The sequence below is a fragment of the Maricaulis sp. W15 genome, assembly GCF_001924955.1.
Classification (GTDB): domain Bacteria; phylum Pseudomonadota; class Alphaproteobacteria; order Caulobacterales; family Maricaulaceae; genus Maricaulis; species Maricaulis maris.
Genome location: NZ_LQXG01000002.1, coordinates 41,881 through 63,013, shown reverse-complemented (window position 1 = coordinate 63,013; position 21,133 = coordinate 41,881). Strand labels below are relative to the sequence as shown.

21 protein-coding genes and 1 pseudogene are annotated in these 21,133 nt (G+C 61.8%); 13 read left to right on the top strand and 9 right to left on the bottom strand.

What is annotated here, in order from left to right; genetic code table 11:
* Positions 1-71 precede the first annotated feature (71 nt).
* Positions 72-839 (top strand): cell wall hydrolase, encoded by a 768-nt coding sequence (locus tag AWH62_RS03170; RefSeq protein ID WP_075189034.1) that lies wholly within the window; start codon positions 72-74, stop codon positions 837-839.
* A gap of 12 nt (positions 840-851) precedes the next feature.
* On the opposite strand, the gene AWH62_RS03165 is transcribed toward AWH62_RS03170, so the two are convergent.
* Both AWH62_RS03165 and AWH62_RS03160 read right to left on the bottom strand, forming a co-directional pair.
* Positions 852-1,151 (bottom strand): YciI family protein, encoded by a 300-nt coding sequence (locus tag AWH62_RS03165; RefSeq protein WP_075189033.1) that lies wholly within the window; start codon positions 1,149-1,151, stop codon positions 852-854.
* Between the two features lie 13 nt (positions 1,152-1,164).
* A complete protein-coding gene (locus AWH62_RS03160; RefSeq protein WP_075189032.1) occupies positions 1,165-1,791 on the bottom strand; it encodes a glutathione S-transferase family protein in 627 nt (208 codons plus the stop codon).
* A gap of 191 nt (positions 1,792-1,982) precedes the next feature.
* On the opposite strand from AWH62_RS03160, the gene AWH62_RS03155 reads away from it, so the two are divergent.
* The 6 genes from AWH62_RS03155 (at position 1,983) to AWH62_RS03130 (ending at position 6,156) form a co-directional block, all read left to right on the top strand.
* Positions 1,983-2,876: a hypothetical protein gene (locus AWH62_RS03155; protein ID WP_075189031.1), complete on the top strand. Its 894-nt coding sequence runs from the start codon at positions 1,983-1,985 to the stop codon at positions 2,874-2,876.
* Positions 2,877-2,979: 103 nt separating this feature from the next.
* The gene (locus tag AWH62_RS03150) at positions 2,980-3,558 is read left to right on the top strand and encodes a hypothetical protein (RefSeq protein ID WP_075189030.1); all 579 of its coding nucleotides are present in this window, start codon (positions 2,980-2,982) and stop codon (positions 3,556-3,558) included.
* Positions 3,559-3,764: 206 nt separating this feature from the next.
* On the top strand, positions 3,765-4,277 hold the full coding sequence (locus AWH62_RS03145) for a curlin-associated protein (protein WP_075189029.1): 513 nt from the start codon (positions 3,765-3,767) through the stop codon (positions 4,275-4,277).
* 70 nt (positions 4,278-4,347) lie between these two features.
* Positions 4,348-4,737 (top strand): curli-like amyloid fiber formation chaperone CsgH, encoded by a 390-nt coding sequence (csgH, locus tag AWH62_RS03140; protein ID WP_075189028.1) that lies wholly within the window; start codon positions 4,348-4,350, stop codon positions 4,735-4,737.
* 184 nt (positions 4,738-4,921) lie between these two features.
* On the top strand, positions 4,922-5,434 hold the full coding sequence (locus AWH62_RS03135) for a DUF1993 family protein (protein WP_075189111.1): 513 nt from the start codon (positions 4,922-4,924) through the stop codon (positions 5,432-5,434).
* An 86-nt stretch (positions 5,435-5,520) separates the two neighbouring features.
* The gene (locus AWH62_RS03130; protein WP_075189027.1) at positions 5,521-6,156 is read left to right on the top strand and encodes an LON peptidase substrate-binding domain-containing protein; all 636 of its coding nucleotides are present in this window, start codon (positions 5,521-5,523) and stop codon (positions 6,154-6,156) included.
* A gap of 24 nt (positions 6,157-6,180) precedes the next feature.
* Here the strand turns inward: AWH62_RS03130 and AWH62_RS03125 are convergent, their stop codons facing one another.
* The 5 genes and pseudogenes from AWH62_RS03125 to AWH62_RS03105 all read right to left on the bottom strand — a co-directional run.
* Positions 6,181-6,555, bottom strand: a complete 375-nt coding sequence (locus AWH62_RS03125) for a hypothetical protein (RefSeq protein WP_143742896.1) — start codon at positions 6,553-6,555, stop codon at positions 6,181-6,183.
* Between the two features lie 27 nt (positions 6,556-6,582).
* Positions 6,583-6,984 carry a hypothetical protein gene (locus AWH62_RS03120; RefSeq protein ID WP_075189025.1) on the bottom strand — a complete coding sequence of 134 codons (402 nt, stop codon included), beginning with the start codon at positions 6,982-6,984 and terminating at the stop codon, positions 6,583-6,585.
* A 178-nt stretch (positions 6,985-7,162) separates the two neighbouring features.
* A complete protein-coding gene (locus tag AWH62_RS03115) occupies positions 7,163-7,945 on the bottom strand; it encodes a class I SAM-dependent methyltransferase (protein ID WP_075189024.1) in 783 nt (260 codons plus the stop codon).
* 57 nt (positions 7,946-8,002) lie between these two features.
* The gene (locus AWH62_RS03110; protein WP_075189023.1) at positions 8,003-8,554 is read right to left on the bottom strand and encodes a hypothetical protein; all 552 of its coding nucleotides are present in this window, start codon (positions 8,552-8,554) and stop codon (positions 8,003-8,005) included.
* A gap of 340 nt (positions 8,555-8,894) precedes the next feature.
* Positions 8,895-9,518 (bottom strand): annotated as a pseudogene (locus AWH62_RS03105) (AAA family ATPase); the annotation flags it as partial.
* Positions 9,519-9,689: 171 nt separating this feature from the next.
* On the opposite strand from AWH62_RS03105, the gene AWH62_RS03100 reads away from it, so the two are divergent.
* The 4 genes from AWH62_RS03100 (at position 9,690) to AWH62_RS03080 (ending at position 17,375) form a co-directional block, all read left to right on the top strand.
* A complete protein-coding gene (locus tag AWH62_RS03100; RefSeq protein WP_075189021.1) occupies positions 9,690-9,875 on the top strand; it encodes a YqaE/Pmp3 family membrane protein in 186 nt (61 codons plus the stop codon).
* A gap of 139 nt (positions 9,876-10,014) precedes the next feature.
* Positions 10,015-10,974: a hypothetical protein gene (locus AWH62_RS03095; protein WP_075189020.1), complete on the top strand. Its 960-nt coding sequence runs from the start codon at positions 10,015-10,017 to the stop codon at positions 10,972-10,974.
* 806 nt (positions 10,975-11,780) lie between these two features.
* Positions 11,781-12,326 carry a hypothetical protein gene (locus AWH62_RS03090; protein ID WP_075189019.1) on the top strand — a complete coding sequence of 182 codons (546 nt, stop codon included), beginning with the start codon at positions 11,781-11,783 and terminating at the stop codon, positions 12,324-12,326.
* A gap of 1,872 nt (positions 12,327-14,198) precedes the next feature.
* Positions 14,199-17,375 carry a metallophosphoesterase gene (locus AWH62_RS03080; protein ID WP_075189017.1) on the top strand — a complete coding sequence of 1,059 codons (3,177 nt, stop codon included), beginning with the start codon at positions 14,199-14,201 and terminating at the stop codon, positions 17,373-17,375.
* An 82-nt stretch (positions 17,376-17,457) separates the two neighbouring features.
* Here the strand turns inward: AWH62_RS03080 and uvrB are convergent, their stop codons facing one another.
* Positions 17,458-19,623 carry an excinuclease ABC subunit UvrB gene (uvrB, locus tag AWH62_RS03075; protein WP_075189016.1) on the bottom strand — a complete coding sequence of 722 codons (2,166 nt, stop codon included), beginning with the start codon at positions 19,621-19,623 and terminating at the stop codon, positions 17,458-17,460.
* A 150-nt stretch (positions 19,624-19,773) separates the two neighbouring features.
* Here uvrB and AWH62_RS03070 point away from each other — a divergent pair, with 150 nt between their 5' ends.
* Together AWH62_RS03070 and AWH62_RS03065 are read left to right on the top strand one after the other, a co-directional pair.
* A complete protein-coding gene (locus AWH62_RS03070) occupies positions 19,774-20,232 on the top strand; it encodes a response regulator (RefSeq protein ID WP_075189015.1) in 459 nt (152 codons plus the stop codon).
* A gap of 3 nt (positions 20,233-20,235) precedes the next feature.
* On the top strand, positions 20,236-20,685 hold the full coding sequence (locus AWH62_RS03065) for a response regulator (protein ID WP_075189014.1): 450 nt from the start codon (positions 20,236-20,238) through the stop codon (positions 20,683-20,685).
* Between the two features lie 13 nt (positions 20,686-20,698).
* On the opposite strand, the gene AWH62_RS03060 is transcribed toward AWH62_RS03065, so the two are convergent.
* Positions 20,699-21,091 carry a DUF3775 domain-containing protein gene (locus tag AWH62_RS03060; RefSeq protein ID WP_075189013.1) on the bottom strand — a complete coding sequence of 131 codons (393 nt, stop codon included), beginning with the start codon at positions 21,089-21,091 and terminating at the stop codon, positions 20,699-20,701.
* Positions 21,092-21,133 lie beyond the last annotated feature (42 nt).

Genomic DNA, 21,133 nt, shown 5'->3' with positions numbered 1-21,133 from the left:
TAATCTTGTCGTTACACGGCACGATTCGTGAAAGGTCGAATTTGACGCTGGACAGGAAATACGGAGACCGAATGGACCTCGACGCGGCTCGCAGCCAGCAAAAGCAGGTGGCGACAGCATTGCATATGCTGGCGACGCTGCTGCTGTGCGCGTTCACCGTCCTGCTCCTCAACCTGGCCTCCGCCCGTGCCCGCGAACAGGACGAGACCCTGGTCTGGCAGGCAATGGCCTTCCGCTATCTTCAGGCTGGTGATGTCGATGTCGCCTGGCAGGCGCCCGAGCAATTGCGCATCGCCTCGCTGATGCTGGAAGCTGATCGCGACGCTGGCGCCGTGTTGACCGCCCGTCCGCTCGACGATCTGCGCACCTTTGACAGCTCGCATTTCGAGAATGCCGCCGGGATATCGGCCCAGGTCGATTGCCTTGCCCAGGCCATCTATTACGAAGCGCGCAGCGAGGGCTTTGTCGGTCAGCTGGCCGTGGCCCAGGTCATCATGAACCGGGTCGACAGCCGACATTATCCCGACTCGATCTGCGGCGTGGTCTATGAAGGCTCCGAGCGCACGACGGGTTGCCAGTTCACCTTCACCTGTGACGGTTCGATGGTCCGCGAAGCCCGCGGCCGTTCCTGGCGGCGCTCGCAACTGGTCGCCCAGCATGCCTATATGGGCTTTGGCCGGGACGTGACCCGGCGCGCGACGCACTACCACACCGTGGCGGTTGATCCGTATTGGAACGACAATCTCGTGCGCACGCGCCGGATTGGCACGCACATCTTTTATCGCTTCCCGACCCGCCGCGAACGCGCGGCCGGCATTGTCCGCGAACGCGACGCGTAAGCGGCTTGCGCCTCAGGCCGGCGCCAGGAAGGCGAGCCTGTCGTCGAACCGGGACGGTTCAAACTCCACGATCTGTGAAGTAACAACGCCTGACGTGACAAATGGATCCGTGGCGATGCGCGCTTCGATCGCCGCCCGACCGGCATTGTGGGCCAGGACCGCGCCGCCGCCGCCCTGTCCCTGAGCTGGCGTAAGGCTGCCCGAAGCCAGGAAGACACCGTCATCAAAACCGCGTTGCAGCCAGGCCTTGTGCCCGTCCATGTGGGCGGGCGCGGCTGCCTTGTCGGCGAATTTGAGCAGGATGAGATACATCGTCCTGCCTCCCTCAGACCGCTTCCAGCTCGACCGGCAGCGTGTCGGCGAAGGCTTTCATTTCGCACAGGCGGGCGTACCAGGCCTTGATCCGACCCCCGGACGGGCGCCAGCCGGCCAGGCCGAGCTGGGTGATATTGGAGCCGAGGACCAGATCAGCGATGGTTGGCTCGGGCGTGCCGGCGATCCAGTTGGCTTCGCCCAAAGCTGTTTCCATCAGCGGGACCAGTTCGCCGAGCACTGTCTTGCCATGGGCGATGGCGGTCAGGCTGCGTTCGGCCTCGGCGGCGAAGACGGAGTTGTAGACAATGTCGCGCACCGCCGGTGCCATGCGGGACTGACCCCAATCGGTCCACTGATCGACAATGGCCCGCCGTGCCAGCCCGGTCGGGTACCAGTCGTCGAGCCGGTGGCGATTGCACAGATAACGCAGGATCGCGGTCGATTCGTGCAGGACAAGATCGCCATCGACCAGGGTCGGGACCTGGTGGTTGGGGTTGATCGCCAGATAGGCATCGGACATGTGCTCGCCGGTCTCCAGCGAGACGAGGCGCGGTTCATAGGGCAGGCGGCAAGCATCGAGCAGGGTGACGACCCGGCGGGAATGCTGGGAGTAGGGATGAAAATAGAGCGTGTACATCGCGGGAGCTCCGGAAGGCCGGGCCGCCCTCCGCGACCCGTTCGCCCAATGTTCTACGCCAGGCCTGCTGACAGCCTTGTGGCAGGAGTGTCGCGCCTGATGTCGCTTGGCGCGGCCAAATTCATTGTTAATGTGTTGTTTCTAGTGTGCGTGTTCTGACCGAGTGCTTTTCAGGTTCCCGTGGAGACCGCATGGCGATCGCCCAATCCGACACCATTCCCGACCGACTCTGGCTGTGCATGGCCGACAGCAACCGCACGCGGGTGCTGTCGCGGGCACTGGCCAAGGGATTGGGCATGACGGTCTATATGGGGCCGACCATGGACGATGAAGGGCCCGTCGCGATCATTGTCGCCGATGATGCCCACGCCGCCCGTATCGCCGAAGCCCGCCGCAATGCGGCGCCGAAGCAGCGTTCCTTGCTGGTCACCGCCAATGCCCGCCGTGCCGGTGCCGACATATTCCTCGACCATGATGCCGATGCCGGCACGGTCACCAATGCCATTGACGGGCTGCGGGCCTATCGTGCCCACGAGATGACAATTCCCGAAGAGGCCGCCATCGGGCTCGGCGCGACCCAGTCCCTGGAGGTCGGCGAGTTCTCGATCCAGACCCGAGAGCAGGCGCGCGATGTCGCGATCATGCTGGGGCGCGCCACACCGCGCCCCTGCGCCACCGCCGTCGGCCTTTACGTCCTCCTCGCCAATGCCATCGAGCACGGCAATCTCGGTTTTGATGCCACCGAGAAAGCCAAAGGGCTCGCCGAGGGCAATTGGCAGCGCAAGCTCGCCAAACGCATGACCGAGAGCCTCTATGAAGGCCGCCGGGTCCGGCTGCGCTTCCAGCGCGGCGGCCGTATCCTCTCCTTCCTCATCCAGGATGATGGTGAGGGGATTGATGCGGAAACTGCGGAAATGGCCGATCCGTCGCGGGCCGGTTATCGCGGCAAGGGCATCAAGCTCGCGAAATCGATGGGTTTCGGCCAGATCAACTATCTCGGCATCGGCAATACGGTTGAGGCGTCGGTCCTCCTGCCGCAGCCGGTTGATACCGCCAGCGCCCAGCCTGCCGCCGTTGCCCGCTGAGCTGCCAGCCTGATGAATGGCGGTTGAACCGACCGCTCAGGATTGCCTCATTTCCGAACCTTTAGACATGAGTTCTCGCTTACGAGTTTCAGGAGAACCTGCCATGTCTATTCGCGCCACCACGCTCAAACTGGCCGCCGCTCTGGCAGGCCTGCTTACCCTGTCGCAACCCGCTCACGCAGTCGTCGGATTGAACGGCGTCGCCCTGCCAGCCGGTCAGGACTGCGCGATGCAGTATTATCAGCACAACATGAATGGCCCGATGTTGGTGAAGGCTGCTGGCGCGCTTGCCGGTCGCTATGAGTTGCGGGTCGCGCGCCACAATGCTGCCAACCAGGTGCTCGCAGACCTCAGCGGCTCATTCTCCGGTGGTCATTGGCAAGACACGGTGCTGACACGTGCCAGCTTCCTGTCGACGGATTTCGTGCGTGGCCGCATTGGCGGCGTCGATGAATACCTGATTGATGCGGAGCTTCGGGTGTATGACACGCGCGGGCGATTGGTCTGCCGCTCGACCGAGGTCGAAATCCGGCCATTGTCCCAGATTGCCGGCAGCGTCTCGCCGACACGGCTTGAACTGGTTCCCGAGCACGAGGCTGAAGTCGAGCCTGATCGTCGTGCGCCGCAGCTCTTGCCGCAATACCGCAATCGCCAGCCCCTGAGCTGGGGCCGCCGCCACTGAGATCTGTATATTCCCTGCGTTGTGAAACTCGGCCCGGTGCACCCGCACCGGGCCTTTTTCATGGCTCTCCGGCCTCTGACAGAATTCGTTCATCTACCTGTTTTGACTATGAATACAGCACTCAGCATTCGCTCATCGCCGGGTCTTTAAAACAGGTGACAGGCTTCGATGCATCGGGCGTCGGCCAGCAAAATTGGAGTAGTCAAATGAAGACCCGCTTTCTCATTGCCAGCGCCCTCGCGGCAGTTTCCATCCTCGGCACGGTCGGTGCAGCTGACGCGCAATCGCGTAACCGCGTTTCGGTCGCCCAGCAGGGCTACCAGAACGACATTGCCGGTCGCCAGACGGGCCACCGCCAGAGCATGGTGATCAATCAGCGCGGTGAGCGCCAGTATGTCACCGTCATCCAGGACGGCGCCCGCAACGGCACCACGGTTGGTCAGAACGGTCGCTACAACGAGGCCCATGTCGACCAGTTTGGCCGCAGCAATGACGCCGTTGTCGGCCAGCAGGGCTACAACAATTACACGCGCAACATCCAGACCGGCAATCGCAACATCGTTGGCGTGTCCCAAATGGGCCGCAACAACACCGCGGTCACGGACCAATACGGCAGCAACAATGCGGCCGGCGTGATCCAGGTCGGCAATGGCAATTCCGCCAATCTCCGCCAGACCGGTTCTGGCAATGTGACCCTGATCATCCAGGGCGACCACTAGGACGACCCCGCCGGGCGCAGCGGCTTGACGCCGCTGCGCCGACCGGGCCGCCCCAGCCAAGGAGGCTGATATGGGTATCAAACTGATTTCACTGAGTTCGCTGGCAGCCATGGCCAGTATCTGGTTTGCCGTTGAGGTGGACGAAGCGCCGCTCGAAGCCCGCCTGGCAGACATGGGCAATGGGTCGGCCTGCGGTATCGACCTGACCGAAACAGTCGACGGCCTGGTCGTCACCGCCTGGAGCGCGCCGGATGCCGGCGCGAGCTGGGACATGATCGTAACCCAGCGAACCGGCGGCGGTTCCTTCGATATCTACCAGGGCGGTGATATCGAACCCCGCGGTGAAGGCGCTGTCATCCTGTCTGACGTCACCTTGGACATGGAGACCGATTTCAACGCACGGCTCTCCACCTGGAGTGCGCAGGGCGAGTTGCTTTGTCGCTGGGGCAGCAACGCCTGACGACTAGGCACGTGCGGCGCGCGGCCGGAGGTTCCAGCCAGACTGATGAGCACGACCGGGATACCGCACGCGGGTCCCGGTCGGCTTGTGTTTGCGGCCAGCTGTCATGCCGGCGCGCCCTGTCTTGCCGTACAGCGCCGCACACCCCATTTCACCATCACTGATCAATGGGGAGAACAAGATCATGACGCTTACCCTGTCATCCGTGGCACGTACCCAACTCGACCAGGTTTACCGCGCGCTCGACGGCATTCTTGCCAAGGGCGAAGCCTTTGCACGCGACAAGGATGTCGAGGACAGTGTGTGGCTGAACTGGCGCCTGTCGCCGGACATGTTTTCCTTTGCCCGTCAGGTGCAGCTGGTCTCCGACTTCAGTGTGCGCGGCTTATCGCGCCTGGCCGGCGTCACCCCGGCCTCAATGCCGGATGATGAAACCAGTTTCGCCGAGCTGCGGACCCGCATCGAAAAGGCCCGTGAAGCGGTCTGGGCCTTGGACACCGCGGCGATCGACGCCGATCCGGAAGCCAACATCACATTTCCCGCGGGTCGTGATCGCGAATTGACCTTGCCGCGTCAGGCCTATCTGCAGAATTTCGTGATCGCCAATGCGCTCTTTCACGCCTCGACCGCCTACAATATCCTTCGGCAATTGGGCGTGCCGATCGGCAAGGCCGACATGATGGGGATGAGCCGTTAGCGCGATGTCGCAGACTTGCCTTCATCTGTTGTCTTGAGATCGGGTCGGACCTTGGCAGCCTGCCACTCCGGCCCTATCTCAAGTGCATGAGCCAGAATCTGCCCCTGCCTGACCAATTGCCGCTCTTCCCGCTCGGCGGCGCAATCTTATTGCCTGGCGAAATCCTGCCCTTGAACGTCTTCGAGCCGCGTTATCTGAACATGCTTGACGATGTTCGCCGTGGTGGCGGGCATATCGGCATCATCCAGACCCGACCCGGCAGTGATCCGGGACACCCGGAACTGGCCATGATCGGCGGTGTCGGTCGCCTCAAACAGTGTCAGGAGACTGAAGACGGTCGCTACTTGATCACGCTGGTCGGGGTTAGTCGCTTCCGGCTTGAGCGCGAAATTGCGACCAAGACGCCGTACCGGGTGGCTGAGCCGGACTACACCCCGTTCCGCGATGATCTCTTGCCGCGCCGCGAACCGGATGCGGATCGGGAGCGGTTGCTGCAATTGCTGCAGGCCTGGTTCCAGGCCGAGCAATTGACCGCGGACTGGCGCAGCCTGCGCGATGCGCCTATCGCCGTTCTGGTTGACCAGTTGTCGATGAACGCACCGTTTCCGGCCAGGGATCGTCAGGCCTTGCTTGAAGCGCCGGACAGCGCGGCGAGACTGGATCTCATGCAAGCGCTTCTTGCGGCGCGGATTGCCGGCAGCGCCGACGGGCCGATCCAATAGCCGGTCGCCGGCCCGAGGGCGGGTTCAGTTTTTCAGCCAGTCGAGGGCGCGTGTTTTTGATGTGAAGACGTCGGCCTTGTCGCCATTGCGAGCATGGGCGCGGCAGGCCCCGCGAGCGATGTCGCGCTGTTCCTTGCGCACGACATAGGCGATCCGGTAGCCCTTGAAGAGCCGCGCAACGAATCTGAAACGCTCCTCCCAATCCAACTCACCGAGTTTGTAGTCGGCGCTACGGATATCGTAGAGGATCAGGTGGCTGTCGATTTTTGCGGCGATGCTGGTGAAGGCGCTGGCCGGAGCACGCTCGGCGCCTGCCACCCGTTCGCCCTCGGCGCGCAACTCGATCACATTGTTGACTAGTTTGAGTTCGAAGCCGCGCATGGAGTAATTGTTGTTCATGCGGCGTCGGCCCCGCCGCCCGTCGGCTCACTCTTTCCGAGCTGGGTCGGTCCTGTGTCCATCCAGCCATACTCGCGCAGATTGCCGTGAGCGGCAATGCAAGGCAGAGCCGCCCCGCGCTTCGAGCAATTCCATGACCCGACCGATCTGCCCGTCCTGATCCGGGCGGCCAACGAAGGCGGTCGGATAGGGCGTGCAGATACGGGCGATGACGCGGGCGCGTTCTTCCCAGGCATCCGGCGTGAAGTCGTAGTGCGCGCCGCGTACATCAAACAGGACGCCGGAGACGTCGGAATGGGCCAGAAAGCTCTCGAACGAACGTCCGCTGTCGCGCCCCATGCCAACCGTGCGTGTGCCTTCCGTCCGCATCTCCAGCACACTGCCGTCGATGCGAATCTCGAAGCCTTCCATGGAATAGGCCTGGACCACGCGCTCTCCCTTTCACGATGAAGGGGCGGTTATGGCGGTAATCATGCCAAGAATGTGGCGGTTTGGCCAATTTTGCGCGAATGGAGGGGGAGGCGGCCATGCGTATGCGGGTAGCTGGCGCATTTTCAGCGAAAGTGGAAACCGGTTTCGCGGTTCGAAAAAGCGTCAAAACAAAGCTCTAACCGGATTTGCGGGCCAGGGTGGCAAAGCTGGTCGGCATGTACGGGTCGAGCCGGGTCGCGTCCGCTGACCAACGGTCCTCGTAAAATCCCTCAATCGTGAAACCGGCCGCAATCTGACCGCCGATCTGGTCTTCCAGGCTGTGGGAATATTCCAGTGCTTCGCGTCGGCGGACACGTTCCTCGCGCTGTCCGACCGGCAGGTCGCGGGCGGCGGAGAAGGGCAGGTGGAAGCGTGCAGTCAGCGGTCCGCCGGCGTCCACCTCGTCATGATCGAACAGGAAAAAGTCCGGATTCATGAAGCCGGCGAGCAGGCGGCCACCGGGTTTGAGGATGGCGGCGCATTCGCGCCAGACCGGCAGGATGCGGCTGGCGAACAGGTTGGATGTGGCATTGAAGACCAGATCATAACCGCTCCCGACCTTGTCGGAAAATGCCGTCATGTCAGCCTCGATGGTTTCAAGGGCCAGACCTTCGCGGGCCGCCACCTCGGCATCCTTGGCCAATTGTGCCGGTGACAGGTCGACACTTGTGACGGTCGCACCGGCAGCGGCGAGCATTGGCGCCTGTTGCCCGCCGCCGCTGGCGAGACACAGGATGCGGGCGCCCTTGATGTCGCCGAACCAGTCGCGCGGTACCGGCTTGTTCGGTGTCAGGATGACCGACCAGTCACCGTTTCGAGCGGCGGCGATGGTGGCAGCATCGACCGGTTGGCACCACTCACTGTCGCCGCTTTCGCTCTCGGCGTTCCAAGCGTCCCGATTATGTGCGTGGATGTCCATCTCTCACCCCATGACCCGCTGCCTGCCTAGCCTGCGGTGCGACAGCAGACAAGCCGGTTAGCCCGGCTTGCGGGTTTTCAGGCAGGCGCAGTTTTTCATCCCGGTTTCACACAACCGGTCCAGCCATTCATCCAGCGCGATCGCCAGGATGCGTTGCTGTGACCAGCTCATCTGCACCGAGACCGTGCCCAGGCGCCGTTTCTGTTCGGCAGTCAGGCGGACGGCGGTGCGGTGTTCCAACGGCGCGTCAGGACCGGGCAGCGGACGCGGCGGATTGGGGGGTGCCGCGCCGCTGCAACACCCGCCCGGCGGCGAGGCGGAAGCGGGTGTTTCCGACGCCTGTTGGCCAGGCGTTCCGGAGCCGGTATCGGGGGCATGACGCGGCGGCGGGGCGGCGTCAGCCGGCAGGGGCGGGCGTTTGCGGGCAAACAGCGGCGTGTTGTGGCACTGTTGCTCGCGCGGCTGGTTTTCCGGGCGCGGCGGATCAATATCGCGGCGCTGCGGCTGGTCGGTATAGGAGGTCGGGCCGAGCGGCGAGGGGATGGCAGGCGAGGCCTCGCCCTTGCGGGCAAGCAGTCCGGCGTGAAGGCTGGCGTATTTGGCGCTCATGAACGGGTCCTTCCTGTCGGGATCAGGCGGTGAAGCGGCGACCGAAGGGTTGATGGCTGGCGCGGCGACGATCCGGCTTGCCCGGCGGCGGACCGCTGTCGGCCTTGCGACGGTCAATCCCGTCCCAGTTGGAATTGGCCGAGGCGGCCGGACCCGGCGGTGGTGGCGGGGCGCCGCTTCCGGCGAGGGCATAGCCGGGCTGGTTTTCCAGCGCGTCCTCGTTCTCTTCGACCTCCTGGCCTGACATGCCGGCAGTGGCGGGCGACAAGATGTCGGCTTCGAAGGTCGAGCGCGGCGGACGGTCCAGGAGATCGCGCGGATCGCTGGCCCGCATCCGCATCAGCCGGTCGTCGAGATAGGCCCAGAGATTGGCGACTTCGACCGCCGAACGACTGGTGTCGGAAACTTCTCCGACCGTGCGGCCATCAATCATTGAGGCGGCAAAGTCGACGCGGTGGTGCAGGGTGACCGGGGCGACGGTGCCGTGCTGTGACAGGGCGACCGCCGTCTCGCCGGTGATCCGGGCCCGGGCGGTGGCGGAATTGATGACGAAGACCAGCGGCTTGCCCTGCATCTGCACGATGTCGACCGTCGGCCCCACGGCGCGCAGATCGTGCGGGCTGGGACGGGTCGGCAGCACCACGAGATCGGCATGGGTGATCACCTCGGCAATCGTCGAGGTGACGGCCGGCGGCGTGTCGATGATGATCAGGCGATAGCCGGCATCGGCGAGGAGCTGGATGTCACGACCCAGATCCGGCACCGAGATGCGGGCAAAGGCCGGGACGCTGCTGGCCCGCGCATTCCACCATTTCGCCATCGAACCTTGCGGATCGGTATCGACCAGGGCGACCGGCCCGGCCCCCGACAGCTCGGCCTGGACGGCCATGTGGGCTGACACGGTGGTCTTGCCGGACCCGCCCTTCTGCGACGCGAAAACCACGACTTGAGCCTTGCCTGCCATGACTTGACCTCTCCCGTGCGACCGCGCAATGGCGGCCTCCTCAGCGCCCATCAAAACAGGCATGTCTTGCACGAGGTCTAAGCGGGGCGCTGGAATTTGATTTGAACTTTGTACGTATTGTCTGCGTTACGCCGGGGGGATGCATAACCGAAGCGACCGAGGAGACTTGCCATGACCGTTCCAACCCGAACCGATAGCGCCGACATCATCCGGGTCATCGCGGCGATTTTCCTGCCGCCGCTCGGCGTCTTCCTGCAGGTCGGGATCGGCGCGCAATTCTGGATCAATATCGTCTTGACCCTGTTCGGCTATATCCCCGGCATCGTGCACGCGGTGTGGATAATCGCCCGCCGCTAGGCGCAAAAAACGCCCGCCGCCAGGCGCGGGTGTCCGCCGCAAAGCCTGGTGATGCGGGCAGGGGACAGGCGGCCAGCCAGTCCCGTCCGATGCAAACCCGTCCTCATGCTAGGCTGATGCCGGAATGAGGAGTGAATGCATGACTGAAGCCGCCCTGAACCGCTATATCGCCCTGCATGAGGCGCTGGGCCGTGGCCGGTCAAAACCCGATTCGACGGCGCTGCCCTTCACCGCCTCGGCCCTGCTGCGCAGCGCGGACGAGACGGCCGAGCCGCGCCAGCTGGTGAGCCGGACCCGTGAGATCCACGACGCAATCAAGGACCGCCTTGGCGGCCATCGCGCCCCGACCGGCTCCCTGCGTTGGGTCTATGCCGCGATGATGACGGCCCGGGGGATTGATCCGGAGCGCTTCTTCGCCCTGCGCGAGGCGGTGCGCGCGGCCCGCAAGGCCAGCGGTACCGGATCGATTCATGGCGGCGGTGCGCGTGCGGCGCTGGTCCTGGCCCTGTCGGACGAGCCGACCGAGACGCTGGTCGCCCGCTTCTACGCCATCAAACAGGCCATCCGCCCGCCCTGGTGGCGCTCCGATGTCTCGATCACTGACACCTTCGCCGCCGCCCATGCCGCCGAGGGCGCCGCTCCCGGCGATGTCACCGCCCGTCGCGAGCAGGCCGAGCAGGTCTTCGCCGCAGACCGTCATTTCCAGCACAACAAGCGCGAGGCAACCCGTCTTGCCGTGCTGCTGCACGCCAGCCCGCACCAGGCCGTCGCGGCCTTCGACAGCCTGCGCGAGGCCGCCCGTTCACAAAAGCGCCTGCGCGGCGAGCATGACAAATCGATGCTGGTCGCCTGGGCCGTCGAGGGGCTGACCGCCGCCGATGTCCACGCGATGGCCGATATCAGTGAACGCCTGCCCAAGAAGTGCCGGGGCGCCGGCGCCCCGCGCACGCGGTTGGCGCACCAGATACTCACCGCTGACCGTCCCGGTGTGCCCGCGACCGACGTCTCCGCCATGGCCGCCGTCATTGCCGCCCAGACCGCGGTCATGGTGGCCATCATGAGCAGCACCGTGGTCGCGACAACCGCGACGGCGAGTTAGCGGGCGATCCGTCCCGGACGGCAGGCAGGCCAATCGCTCCGCACGCTTTTGCGCCGGAGAGATGGGAGGGAGCGGGATGTCGGCCGGAGCCGATAAAGCGCTGATTTTAAAACGGTAGGCTTCGACAAGCATCCCGCTCACGGAGTTTTCCCGGACGCTCTCGCCCCCGATTCCAATGCGCCAGGTACTGAGGGTCGGTCGTTTAGTGCCCCTGGACCCGGTCGCACGCCCTGCCGGAGCTTCGGGATGTCACCCCCGAGGCGCGGACAGGCTCCGCGAGTCTCCGGGCACAAGTGACTGAGCTCGTGCCTCCCGTCCCGAAAACCGAGGGCATTATGTGTCGGGCGGTGAGGGGGGAGGATAAGTTTGTCTCTATCCCCGCCTCACACACCGTCATCCCGATGACAATCGGGACCCAGTCTGCGACGCGACGTCGTTGCCAGGGCGTGCGAAATCGCGTCTGCGAGGCTGGGTCCTGACCTGCGTCAGGATGACGGATTTGGGTGGGTTGTGCGGGGACAAGTTGGGTAAACAACGGCGCAATCGCGCTCGCCAACCCCTACATCCCTTGCCGAGAGGTCGCCGCATCCGGTTTTCCAGGTCAAGGGCGGCGCAGCCGCCGCTCCGCGGTTCCACCCTTGAGCTGGAAAACCGGATGCGGCCTGCTGGCTGACAAGAGATGTATGGCGCAAACCGCGCGGTGCGCGTTCTTCTTCGAGGGGACCGCCCCCGCCCGTCACCCATTTGGCTCATTGTCCAGTCATCTTCGCCTCGCTAGCCTTTGGCGAACAGACAGGGGACAGATCATGATATCGACCAATCGCACGCTTCTCGCCAGCCTCGCCGCCCTGGCCGCCCTCGCCACACCGGCCCTCGCCCAGAAAGGCCCGGCGCCCGCGGCCCCGGATGATTGCGACCATGTCGCCCTGGCCCATTGGGGCGGCGATCCCGACAGCGCACTGGTCGCCGAGGCGGTCACGATCTGCGGCGAGGATGGCCGCGTCCGCGCCACGCTCACCCTGGTCGGCAGTGATGGCGAGATCCGCTTCCAGCGCCAATATCCCACCGACGAAGTCATGCTCCTCGCCTCACCCGCCGACGGCGACATGCCGATCCGCCTCGGCTATTGGCTCGCCGCCTTCACCGACCTCGACAACACCGCCTTCATCCCCGGCCCCGAAGCCGAATTCCCCTTCTACCCCGCCGAAGGCCTCACCAACGCCGACATCAACGCCCTGCGCGCCGAAGCCCGCGACATGGCCTGCTACGTCCAGGGCCTGGAAAGCGCCAACTGCCTGGTGCGCGACGGCAATGGCGTGCGCGAAATCGGCCTGATGCTGTTTCCGGGGTAGGGTCCTTCCCCGTGATGGGGAAGGTGGGCCGGCGCGGCGCGCCGGGTCGGAAGGGGTGAAACGCGCAGCGTTCCGTCACCCACCGCCGATCACCCACTCCGTCTGGCCGCTAACGCGTCCAGCTACCTCGCCCATCAAGGGCCAGGACCCACTGCTCCATCTCCCACCGTCATCCCACGGTCGCGGCAAAGCCGCGATCCGGGGGACCCCAGCCACCCTGCCGGTCGTCTTGCCTCCGCCAGCGCGCCCAGGTGACCACCCGGCGAGCCGAGGTCCCCCGGATGCCCGCTGCGCGGTCCCCGTGGGATGACGGAGATTGAGGGTGTGAAGCGAGGAGAGGGAATGCCACCACCAGGCCCTTCCCCTTGGTGGGGAAGGTGGGCCGGCGCGGCGCGCCGGGGCGGAAGGGGTGAAACGCGCAGCGTTCCGGCACCCACCGCCCATCACCCACTCCGTCTGGCCGCTAACGCGTCCAGCCACCTCGCCCATCAAGGGCGAGGACCCACTGCTCCATCTCCCACCGTCATCCCCCGGTCGCGGCAGAGCCGCGATCCGGGGGACCCCATCCACCCGGCCGGTCGTCTTGCCTCCGCCCGCGCGCCCGGATGATCAACCCGGCGAGCCGAGGTCCCCCGGATGCCCGCTGCGCGGTCCCCGTGGGATGACGGGGAGTTAGGGTGTGAAGCGAGGAGCGGGAATGTCGCCACTAGGTCCTTCCCCTTGATGGGGAAGGTGCCCCGAAGGGGGCGGAAGGGGTGAAACGCGCAGCGTTCCGGAGCCAATCGCCAATCACCCACTCTGTCTCGCCCTACGGGCGATACTCCTCGCCCATCGAGGGCGAGGACCCACTGCCTCTCCCCAACCGGGGAGAGGTCCCGGAGCGCGTCAGCGCCAAGGGGGTGAGGGGCGCGCCGCCCCGCGGCGCATGGAAAGGCTTTTACTGGGCGCTGACGCGCCGCCCCTCATCGGCCCTGCGGGCCACTTCTCCCCGGTCGGGGAGAAGCAGGGAGGGCTGCCTTTCTTCCCCACAAGGTGGGGAAGTGGGCCGAGGCGAGAGCCTCGGGTCGATGGGGCCGAGCGTAGCGAGGAGCAGCCCTTGCCGCTTGCGGCGCCACCCCACCGTCTCGCCCTGCCGGGCGATCCACCTCCCCACGCTGTGGGGAGGAAAGGCGGAAGCCGTGCCTTCCCCGAACAAGATCCACCGCTCCATCTCCCACCGTCATCCCACGGTCGCGGCAAAGCCGCGATCCGGGGGACCCCATCCACCTCGCCGGTCGTCTTGCCTCCGCCCGCGCGCCCGGATGATCAACCCGGCGAGCCGAGGTTCCCCGGCTGCCCGCTGCGCGGTCCCCGTGGGATGACGGAGATTGAGGGTGTGAAGCGAGGCGAGGGAATGCCGCCACCAGGTCCTTCCCCTTGATGGGGAAGGTGCCCCGAAGGGGCGGAAGGGGTGAAACGCGCAGCGTTCCGTAGCTGGCCGCCGATCAACCATCCCACCGCTACGCGGTCCTCCGCGCCCGTCAAGAGCGAGGGCCTTGGGCGGTTTCGTCGCGGCGATGGTGAGCGTTGATTGTGCGGGTCAGGCCAGAAAATGGTGTGTGTCCCCAATATTTGCGGTGGTCTGACGTCCGAGGTGGAGTCCCCCTGAATAGGCGCGCGCCTAAATCGAAAGGTGGCGTGTTCCGATTGCCTCGCCTGACCAGCCTTGCTCAGCCAAGCTTCCTCCAAATTGATTGAGCTGAGTCTCTTCGCGTCAGACATATTTTGCTTCGCTCAGATTGTGACCTAAAGTGGCGCTGCGATGCGCTGATCGTTTTCATTCAACGTAGTTTACGGGTTCTGTGCGGCACTGCGAATCGATTAGGAGATTTAATGCCTGAAATAATTAAAGTATTGCATCTTTCGGACCTTCATATCTCGGCGCCCACAAACCCTGATTCTGTGCCTATTCTGCGCGCATTAATCGATGATGTTCATCGATTACGGGATACCGCAACGTCACCTGACCTGATGTTGTTTAGCGGTGATTTGGTTCAATCAGGTACATCGACGAACTTCGAAGTTGCATTGGATGCGATTATGAAGATCGCCGACGCTGCAGGGCTATCGGAAGATCGAGTAGTGTTTGCTCCTGGGAACCATGATGCTAACACTGACATGGTAGCATCAAACCTACGAACGCTTCCATCTGTACGAAAAAAAGTGGAAGAATGCCATACTTTTTCAAATTTGTATTCAAGCTTATCATACAAACAATATATTTCAGAAGTTTTCGCTAATTATAGAGAGTTTTCTGACCAGTTCTGCTCTGAGAGCAAGGTGTTTGAGAACGAAATAGCATCCGTCTTTAATTTTAGGGACTTATGCATTGTATCGATCAATACATCTTCCCTTACGGCGACCGGAATTTCTACCGACCTGGATGATCACGGTGCAATGTGCATTCCGGAGGCATTCCTAGTCGATGCGCTTGCGATGGTGCCTCCTGGGGTGCCCGCGCTGGTGGTTGGTCATCACCCATTGAGTTGGTTTGAGCGCGAGAACGGAAAGCGGATCCGCGCGCTCATTGAGAAATCGAGTATCGCCTACTTGTATGGCCATGCACACGAAGCGCACCCGAATGTAATTGTAGGGCCAGCCGGCGGCGCAGCCTTCTTGCAAGCAGGCGCCCTCTTTGAGGGGAGGAATCGTTGGGCTGGCTACTCAATTATCGTGACCAATCCGAACGAAAATCACTTTATGGTCAAGTTTCGCCGTTGGGTGGAGCCTCGCCGTGTCTTTGCTGATGCGACGGATGTCGCGGAGGGCGGGGCATTTTACTCTTCCGACTCCGCAAAGGCTTACTTCGCGGCGGCGTTGCCAAAATTTGACAAAGTGAAGATGGACGCTTGGAGGACAAATGTCCTGACGCCACATTTGTATGAAAGCGCGAATAGCGCGATATCTGGCAAACATATTGACCAGATATTCATTGATCCCGGGTTTGAAAAGGAGATTCACCTAAAGAAGGAGTCGGACGAGAAGCTGGGTCCTAGGGTGAGTTTGGTGAAATTTAGGGAAATAATTCATGATGATCAAAATTGCCTAATATCGGCTCGGCAAGAGTCGGGAAAAACAACATTTCTAAATAAAACAGCAATTGAGCTGTCAAAGAAGAATATTGACGACAATTGGTCAATACCGGTTGTGCTTCATTTCTCTAATTTCAAGGATAATGTGAACGATATTAAGCGTAAGCTTCGTCAAGCTATGCCGGATCTGCCAGAAGGTTACGATTTTAATGATGCCTTGGAGAGTGGTCGGATTACTGTTCTTCTGGATGACGTAAGTTTCGAGCGGCGGGAACGTAAATCTTCAATTAACAAATTTGTTGAGCTGTATCCAAAATGTCGATTCATAATAGCGACTAGCACCGCGTTAGTCGACTCGGCTGGTTTGCAGCCAGAGATTGCACCAGGTGTTGCTTTCTCGAAAATGAATATGCGGCCTATGCAGAAGAAAGACGTTCTGCACCTAATAGAAAAGCATGGTGATTTAGCGCCTCTTGAGGCAGATCAGCTTCTGGAGCGACTCTTAAGGGATGCGAGGACGCTCAACGTCCCTGTCACCGCAGTCACAAGTACCTTTCTGATAGAAATATTTATGGCGAACAGAGATACGCCGATTGACATGGCAAATCTCATTGAGCGCTATATTGACTTGGTATTAGAGCGTTTCGCTTCTGAGGAACTTATTCCTGGAAGCTTTAATTACAAAAATAAAATAGACTTGCTTTCCTATTTGGCCGAGTTTTTAGTAAAAAATGACGCTCAAACTTTTTCAGATTCTGACGCGGTAAATTTAATCGAAGAATATTTGAATAAATATGGATTCAGGTTTAACGCACACAAGTTATTACAATATTTCGTAGAAAGCCGGATACTGGAATTAAGTGGTGGTCGGATCCGATTTAGGTTACGTATGTTTTTTGAATGGTTTGTCGCGCATAGAATGAACGTCGACAATGAGTTTCTTACCTTTATTTTCGATGATCAGCGGTTTTTATATTATCCAAATGAGATATCTCTATATTGTGCGCTGAACATGCGAGATGTCGATCGCCTAGATTGGATATTTGAAAAGCTAGAGACGACTACCAAGGAAATTTGGGCAAACGAGCCAAAAGAATCTCGCGATGCTCGGTCTCTCGAGAGTTATGTAGCGCCGCATCCTTCGGATAATGATGATGATCTCCGTGCACTAGCTGAAAGCTTGGCGTCGCCGGAAGAGGTGGAGCGCGCACGTGAAGCGATTTTGGAAGGTGGAGATCTTGAGGATTTCCAAGATCAAAGTATTGCTCGTGCTGCTCACGCTGACATCAATGAGAGATGGATTGCACTGCTGGTCCTAACAAGTGCAATGTTGAAACATCTCGAACTTGTTGGGAACGACCGAAAAAAAGAAGTGCTTAGAGGCGTCCTGGACGGTTGGTTGCGATTCACTGCTATGTCCCTTGCAAGTCTGCCTGTTTTGGTGGAAGAGCGAAAAGTTGTTATAAATGGTATTATTTACCGCGCAGTGTTTCCTGAAAATTTGTCTTCTGGCGAGGTTGCCCGTCGCTTGGCCGTCACGTTGCCCAGCGCTGTAGGAAGAATGGCTGCTCGGGTACTCGGAACTGAAAAGCTTCAGGAGCAACTCAGAGATGGAATTGGGTCTCCGAACGAGCCCGTTGGAAGGCAATTCATGCGGTTTGCAGTGTTGTCTGATTTGCGAACCGATGACCTTGCTGACTTGGCGGTAAAAGTAGGTGGCTCTCTGGAAGGCCACGATTACCTTGAAGATGTATTGGTTCGAAAATTATATGAAATAGCGATCCGATATCGGCTGCCAGATAGTGAGATTGGTAAGGTCCGAAGTCTCGTCGGAGGCATCGTTGCAGCTCAACAAGGCGTCCGGAATGCTGTCTCCAATCGTAGGGCGGTTACTTCATCTAAGCGCGCTAAGGTGGTCGATAGTTTGCGGAAATCTCGGCTCATTCTAGATATGCAAAGTAAGGGACAAGCTGAGTAGCGTGATGACTCGCTGCATTCGGTCAATAGTTGGCAAGAAATGCCATCCATCGCTGGATTCGAGTGCACTACCCCCCACCTAATCACTCCCCCCGCAACTTCAAAACCTCATCCCGCAGCCTCGCCGCCTCCTCAAACTCCAGATCAGCCGCCGCCTCACGCATCCGCTTCTCCAGATCCGCGATCACCGCGACCACATTATCCCCCGCCACAAACGCCGCCTGATCCGCCTCGCGCAGGCCTTTCGGCTTGCCATCGCCCTTCTTGCGGCCCTTGGCCGCCACGCCGCGGCCCTTGGCTTGCGACTCCATCACTTCTTCCAGGATGTCGCTGATGCCCCTTGTGATGGTCGTCGGGGTGATGCCGTGTTCTTCGTTGTGGGCGATTTGTTTGGTGCGGCGGCGGTTGGTTTCGTCCATGGCGCGTTGCATCGAGCCGGTGATGCGGTCGGCATAGAGGATGACCTTGCTGTCGGCGTTTCTTGCGGCGCGGCCGATGGTCTGGACCAGGCTGGTTTCTGATCTGAGGAAGCCTTCCTTGTCGGCGTCGAGAATGGCGACGAGGCCGCATTCGGGGATGTCGAGGCCTTCCCGCAACAGGTTGATGCCGATCAGCACGTCATAGACGCCGAGGCGGAGATCGCGGATCAGTTCGATGCGTTCGACCGTGTCGACGTCGGAATGCATGTAGCGGACCTTCAGGCCCTGCTCGTGCATGTATTCGGTCAAATCCTCGGCCATGCGCTTGGTCAGCGTGGTGACCAGGGTGCGGAAGCCCTTTTCGGCGGTGGCGCGGGCCTCGTCGATGACATCGTCGACCTGGGAGGCGCCGTCGGTGGAGACCGGGCGGATCTCGACCGGCGGGTCGATCAGGCCGGTCGGGCGGATGACCTGTTCGGTGAACACGCCGCCGGTCTGGTTCAGCTCCCACTGGCCCGGCGTCGCCGAGACCGAGATGGTCTGCGGCCGCATGGCGTCCCACTCCTCGAATTTGAGCGGGCGGTTGTCGAGGCAGCTCGGCAGGCGGAAACCGTGATCGGCCAGCGTCTTCTTGCGGCTGAAATCGCCCTTGTACATGGCGCCGAGCTGCGGGATGGAGACATGGCTCTCATCGGCGAAGACGAGGGCGTCCTCCGGAATGTATTCAAAGAGCGTGGGCGGCGGCTCGCCCGGCTTGCGACCGGTGAGATAGCGGGAATAGTTCTCGATGCCGGCGCAGGAGCCGGTGGCGCCGAGCATTTCCAGGTCGAACTCGGTGCGCTGTTGCAGGCGCTGGGCTTCCAGCAGCTGGCCATTGGCCTCCATCCAGGCCAGGCGTTCCTTGAGCTCGGCCTTGATCTTGACCACGGCCTGGTTGAGCGTCGGGCGCGGCGTCACATAGTGCGAATTGGCGTAGAATTTCACCGATTTGAGCTCGGTCATGGTCTTGCCGGTCAAGGGATCGAATTCGGTGATCTGCTCGACCTCGTCGCCGAAAAAGCCGATCCGCCAGGCGCGGTCGTCATAATGGGCCGGGAAGACTTCCAGATTGTCGCCGCGAATGCGAAAGGTGCCGCGGATGAAGGCGGCGTCATTGCGGGTGTATTGCAGGTCGACCAGCTGCCGCATGACGGCGCGCGGATCGGCCATGTCGCCGGGCTTCAGCTCGAACGTCATCGCCGTATAGGTCTCGACCGAGCCGATGCCGTAAATGCAGGAGACCGAGGCGACGATGATCACATCATCGCGTTCGAGGATGGAGCGCGTCGCGGCGTGGCGCATCCGGTCGATCGCCTCGTTGATCGAAGATTCTTTCTCAATATACGTGTCGGTGCGCGGCACATAGGCCTCGGGCATATAGTAGTCGTAATAGGAGACGAAATACTCGACGGCATTGTTGGGGAAGAAGCTCTTGAACTCGCCATAGAGCTGGGCGGCGAGGGTCTTGTTGGGCGCCAGGATCAGGGCCGGGCGCTGCACCGCCTCGATGATCTTGGCCATGGTGAAGGTCTTGCCGGTACCGGTCGCGCCCAGCAGGACCTGGTCGCGCTCCTCATCCTTCAGCCCGGCGACCAATTCCTCGATCGCCTGCGGCTGGTCGCCCTTGGGCGAGTATTCCGACACACACTGGAAACGCTGTCCGCCCTCGGACTTGGCCGGCCGTTCCGGCCGGTGCGGTGTCCAGTCGCCGGCGCTTGTCACGCGGGTCAGCGTGTCGAGCACGAAGTCTTCCGGGGCGGTGAGGGTGTCGTCGAGAGTCAGCTTGGCCATGGGGGGAATATGTGACGCTGCGCGCGCGAGGGCCAGTGCCGCACTGCGACCCCCTTGCCACCATTCTGTCAGGAGGGGTCATAGCGCATGAGCGGGCGTTAGGCTGGCGTTCAGGCGCGTGTGGTTAACTGGGCGACTGAGGAGATGACAATGTCTGCCCTTTCAGTGCCCACCCCGGATCGTCTCACCGTGCTGCTGGTCGATGACAGCCGCCCGGTCCGCGCCGTCATCCGCACATTGCTGACCGGGATCGGTTTTGCCCGCGTCTTCGAGGCCGCCGATGGCGATGAAGCCCTCGTCCTCACCCGCACCTGCCGCCCGGATCTCGCGCTGATTGACTATGATCTCGGCCTGTCCTCCGGGCTCGACCTGGCGCAACGCCTGCGCGATCCGCGCCAGTGCGACCGGGCCGACCTGCCGCTCTTCCTGCTCGCCGCTGATGGTTTCGCGCATCTGGTCCGCGGCGCTGCGGCTGCCGGCGTTTCTGCCGTCCTGCCCAAGCCGGTGAATCCGCAGACCCTCCTGACTGCGCTGGCGACCAAGCTGGCAGCGCAGTCGCCATTGCCGGGCGGGGCGGATATGTTAGCGTCTACAGCCGGAGGACATTGATGCATGTCGAAGACGCCGCTCGCCGGAATGCGCATTCTCGTGGTCGAGGATGTGACATCGATCCGCAGCCTTATCGTCAAACTGCTCGGGCGCCTGGGCTGTGAGGATGTGATCGAAGCGGCTGATGGTGAGACCGCGTGGCAGCATCTCAAACGCGTCGAACTTGATGCCATGTTGCTCGACTACGAGCTGGAATCCGATGACGGCGTGTCGATCGCCTGGCGTGTACGCAGCGCCAAGGATCTGTCCAACAAGGATGTGCCGATCATCCTCTTGACCGCTCATGACGAGATCCGGATCGTTGAAGCAGCCGCCAAGGCCGGGATCGACGCCTATCTGGTCAAGCCGGTCATGCCCGACCGCCTCGGTCAGCGCATCCGCGATGCCATCAAGCACCGCCGCAACCAGCTGGGCCTGCCACCGGTCAGCACGGAAGTGTCCTGGGACGATTGATCTGACCGCCCGCTCACGCGTCGTCGAACACGTCCGCTTCAATGACGGCGTCCAGACCCAGTTCCAGATAATCACCCAGCATGGGGGCGCCGAGCAGGTAGTCCTCGGTTGGGCCGCTGCGGCGGCTGCGCGCTTCGCGCACGGCGTCGGGGAAGTCGCGGCCTTCATAATCGCCGCGACCGATCCAGTAGAGCGCCACAAGTTCGGCCTGGGCCTCCTCGTCGAGCGAACCCAGCCAGTCCTCGATCTCTGTGCGGATCGGATCAATATTGCCGGTGAGCAGGCTCTCCACGGCATCACTCTCGCCGCTGTCGGGATCCGTCTCGTAATCGTCGATCTGTTCCTTGCTGTCATAGGCGCGGGCCCGATCAATCAGGGTGCGCACCATTTTCTCCGCGATATTCATGACCTTGCCCTTTTCAAGCTGGGGAAATCACCGCGACACAAC

Coding starts and splice junctions, on each gene's coding strand:
- AWH62_RS03170 (WP_075189034.1), top strand. CDS start 72: ATGGACCTCGACGCGGCTCGCAGCCAGCAAAAGCAGGTGGCGACAGCA.
- AWH62_RS03165 (WP_075189033.1), bottom strand. CDS start 1,151: ATGTATCTCATCCTGCTCAAATTCGCCGACAAGGCAGCCGCGCCCGCC.
- AWH62_RS03160 (WP_075189032.1), bottom strand. CDS start 1,791: ATGTACACGCTCTATTTTCATCCCTACTCCCAGCATTCCCGCCGGGTC.
- AWH62_RS03155 (WP_075189031.1), top strand. CDS start 1,983: ATGGCGATCGCCCAATCCGACACCATTCCCGACCGACTCTGGCTGTGC.
- AWH62_RS03150 (WP_075189030.1), top strand. CDS start 2,980: ATGTCTATTCGCGCCACCACGCTCAAACTGGCCGCCGCTCTGGCAGGC.
- AWH62_RS03145 (WP_075189029.1), top strand. CDS start 3,765: ATGAAGACCCGCTTTCTCATTGCCAGCGCCCTCGCGGCAGTTTCCATC.
- csgH (WP_075189028.1), top strand. CDS start 4,348: ATGGGTATCAAACTGATTTCACTGAGTTCGCTGGCAGCCATGGCCAGT.
- AWH62_RS03135 (WP_075189111.1), top strand. CDS start 4,922: ATGACGCTTACCCTGTCATCCGTGGCACGTACCCAACTCGACCAGGTT.
- AWH62_RS03130 (WP_075189027.1), top strand. CDS start 5,521: ATGAGCCAGAATCTGCCCCTGCCTGACCAATTGCCGCTCTTCCCGCTC.
- AWH62_RS03125 (WP_143742896.1), bottom strand. CDS start 6,555: ATGAACAACAATTACTCCATGCGCGGCTTCGAACTCAAACTAGTCAAC.
- AWH62_RS03115 (WP_075189024.1), bottom strand. CDS start 7,945: ATGGACATCCACGCACATAATCGGGACGCTTGGAACGCCGAGAGCGAA.
- AWH62_RS03110 (WP_075189023.1), bottom strand. CDS start 8,554: ATGAGCGCCAAATACGCCAGCCTTCACGCCGGACTGCTTGCCCGCAAG.
- AWH62_RS03100 (WP_075189021.1), top strand. CDS start 9,690: ATGACCGTTCCAACCCGAACCGATAGCGCCGACATCATCCGGGTCATC.
- AWH62_RS03095 (WP_075189020.1), top strand. CDS start 10,015: ATGACTGAAGCCGCCCTGAACCGCTATATCGCCCTGCATGAGGCGCTG.
- AWH62_RS03090 (WP_075189019.1), top strand. CDS start 11,781: ATGATATCGACCAATCGCACGCTTCTCGCCAGCCTCGCCGCCCTGGCC.
- AWH62_RS03080 (WP_075189017.1), top strand. CDS start 14,199: ATGCCTGAAATAATTAAAGTATTGCATCTTTCGGACCTTCATATCTCG.
- uvrB (WP_075189016.1), bottom strand. CDS start 19,623: ATGGCCAAGCTGACTCTCGACGACACCCTCACCGCCCCGGAAGACTTC.
- AWH62_RS03070 (WP_075189015.1), top strand. CDS start 19,774: ATGTCTGCCCTTTCAGTGCCCACCCCGGATCGTCTCACCGTGCTGCTG.
- AWH62_RS03065 (WP_075189014.1), top strand. CDS start 20,236: ATGTCGAAGACGCCGCTCGCCGGAATGCGCATTCTCGTGGTCGAGGAT.
- AWH62_RS03060 (WP_075189013.1), bottom strand. CDS start 21,091: ATGAATATCGCGGAGAAAATGGTGCGCACCCTGATTGATCGGGCCCGC.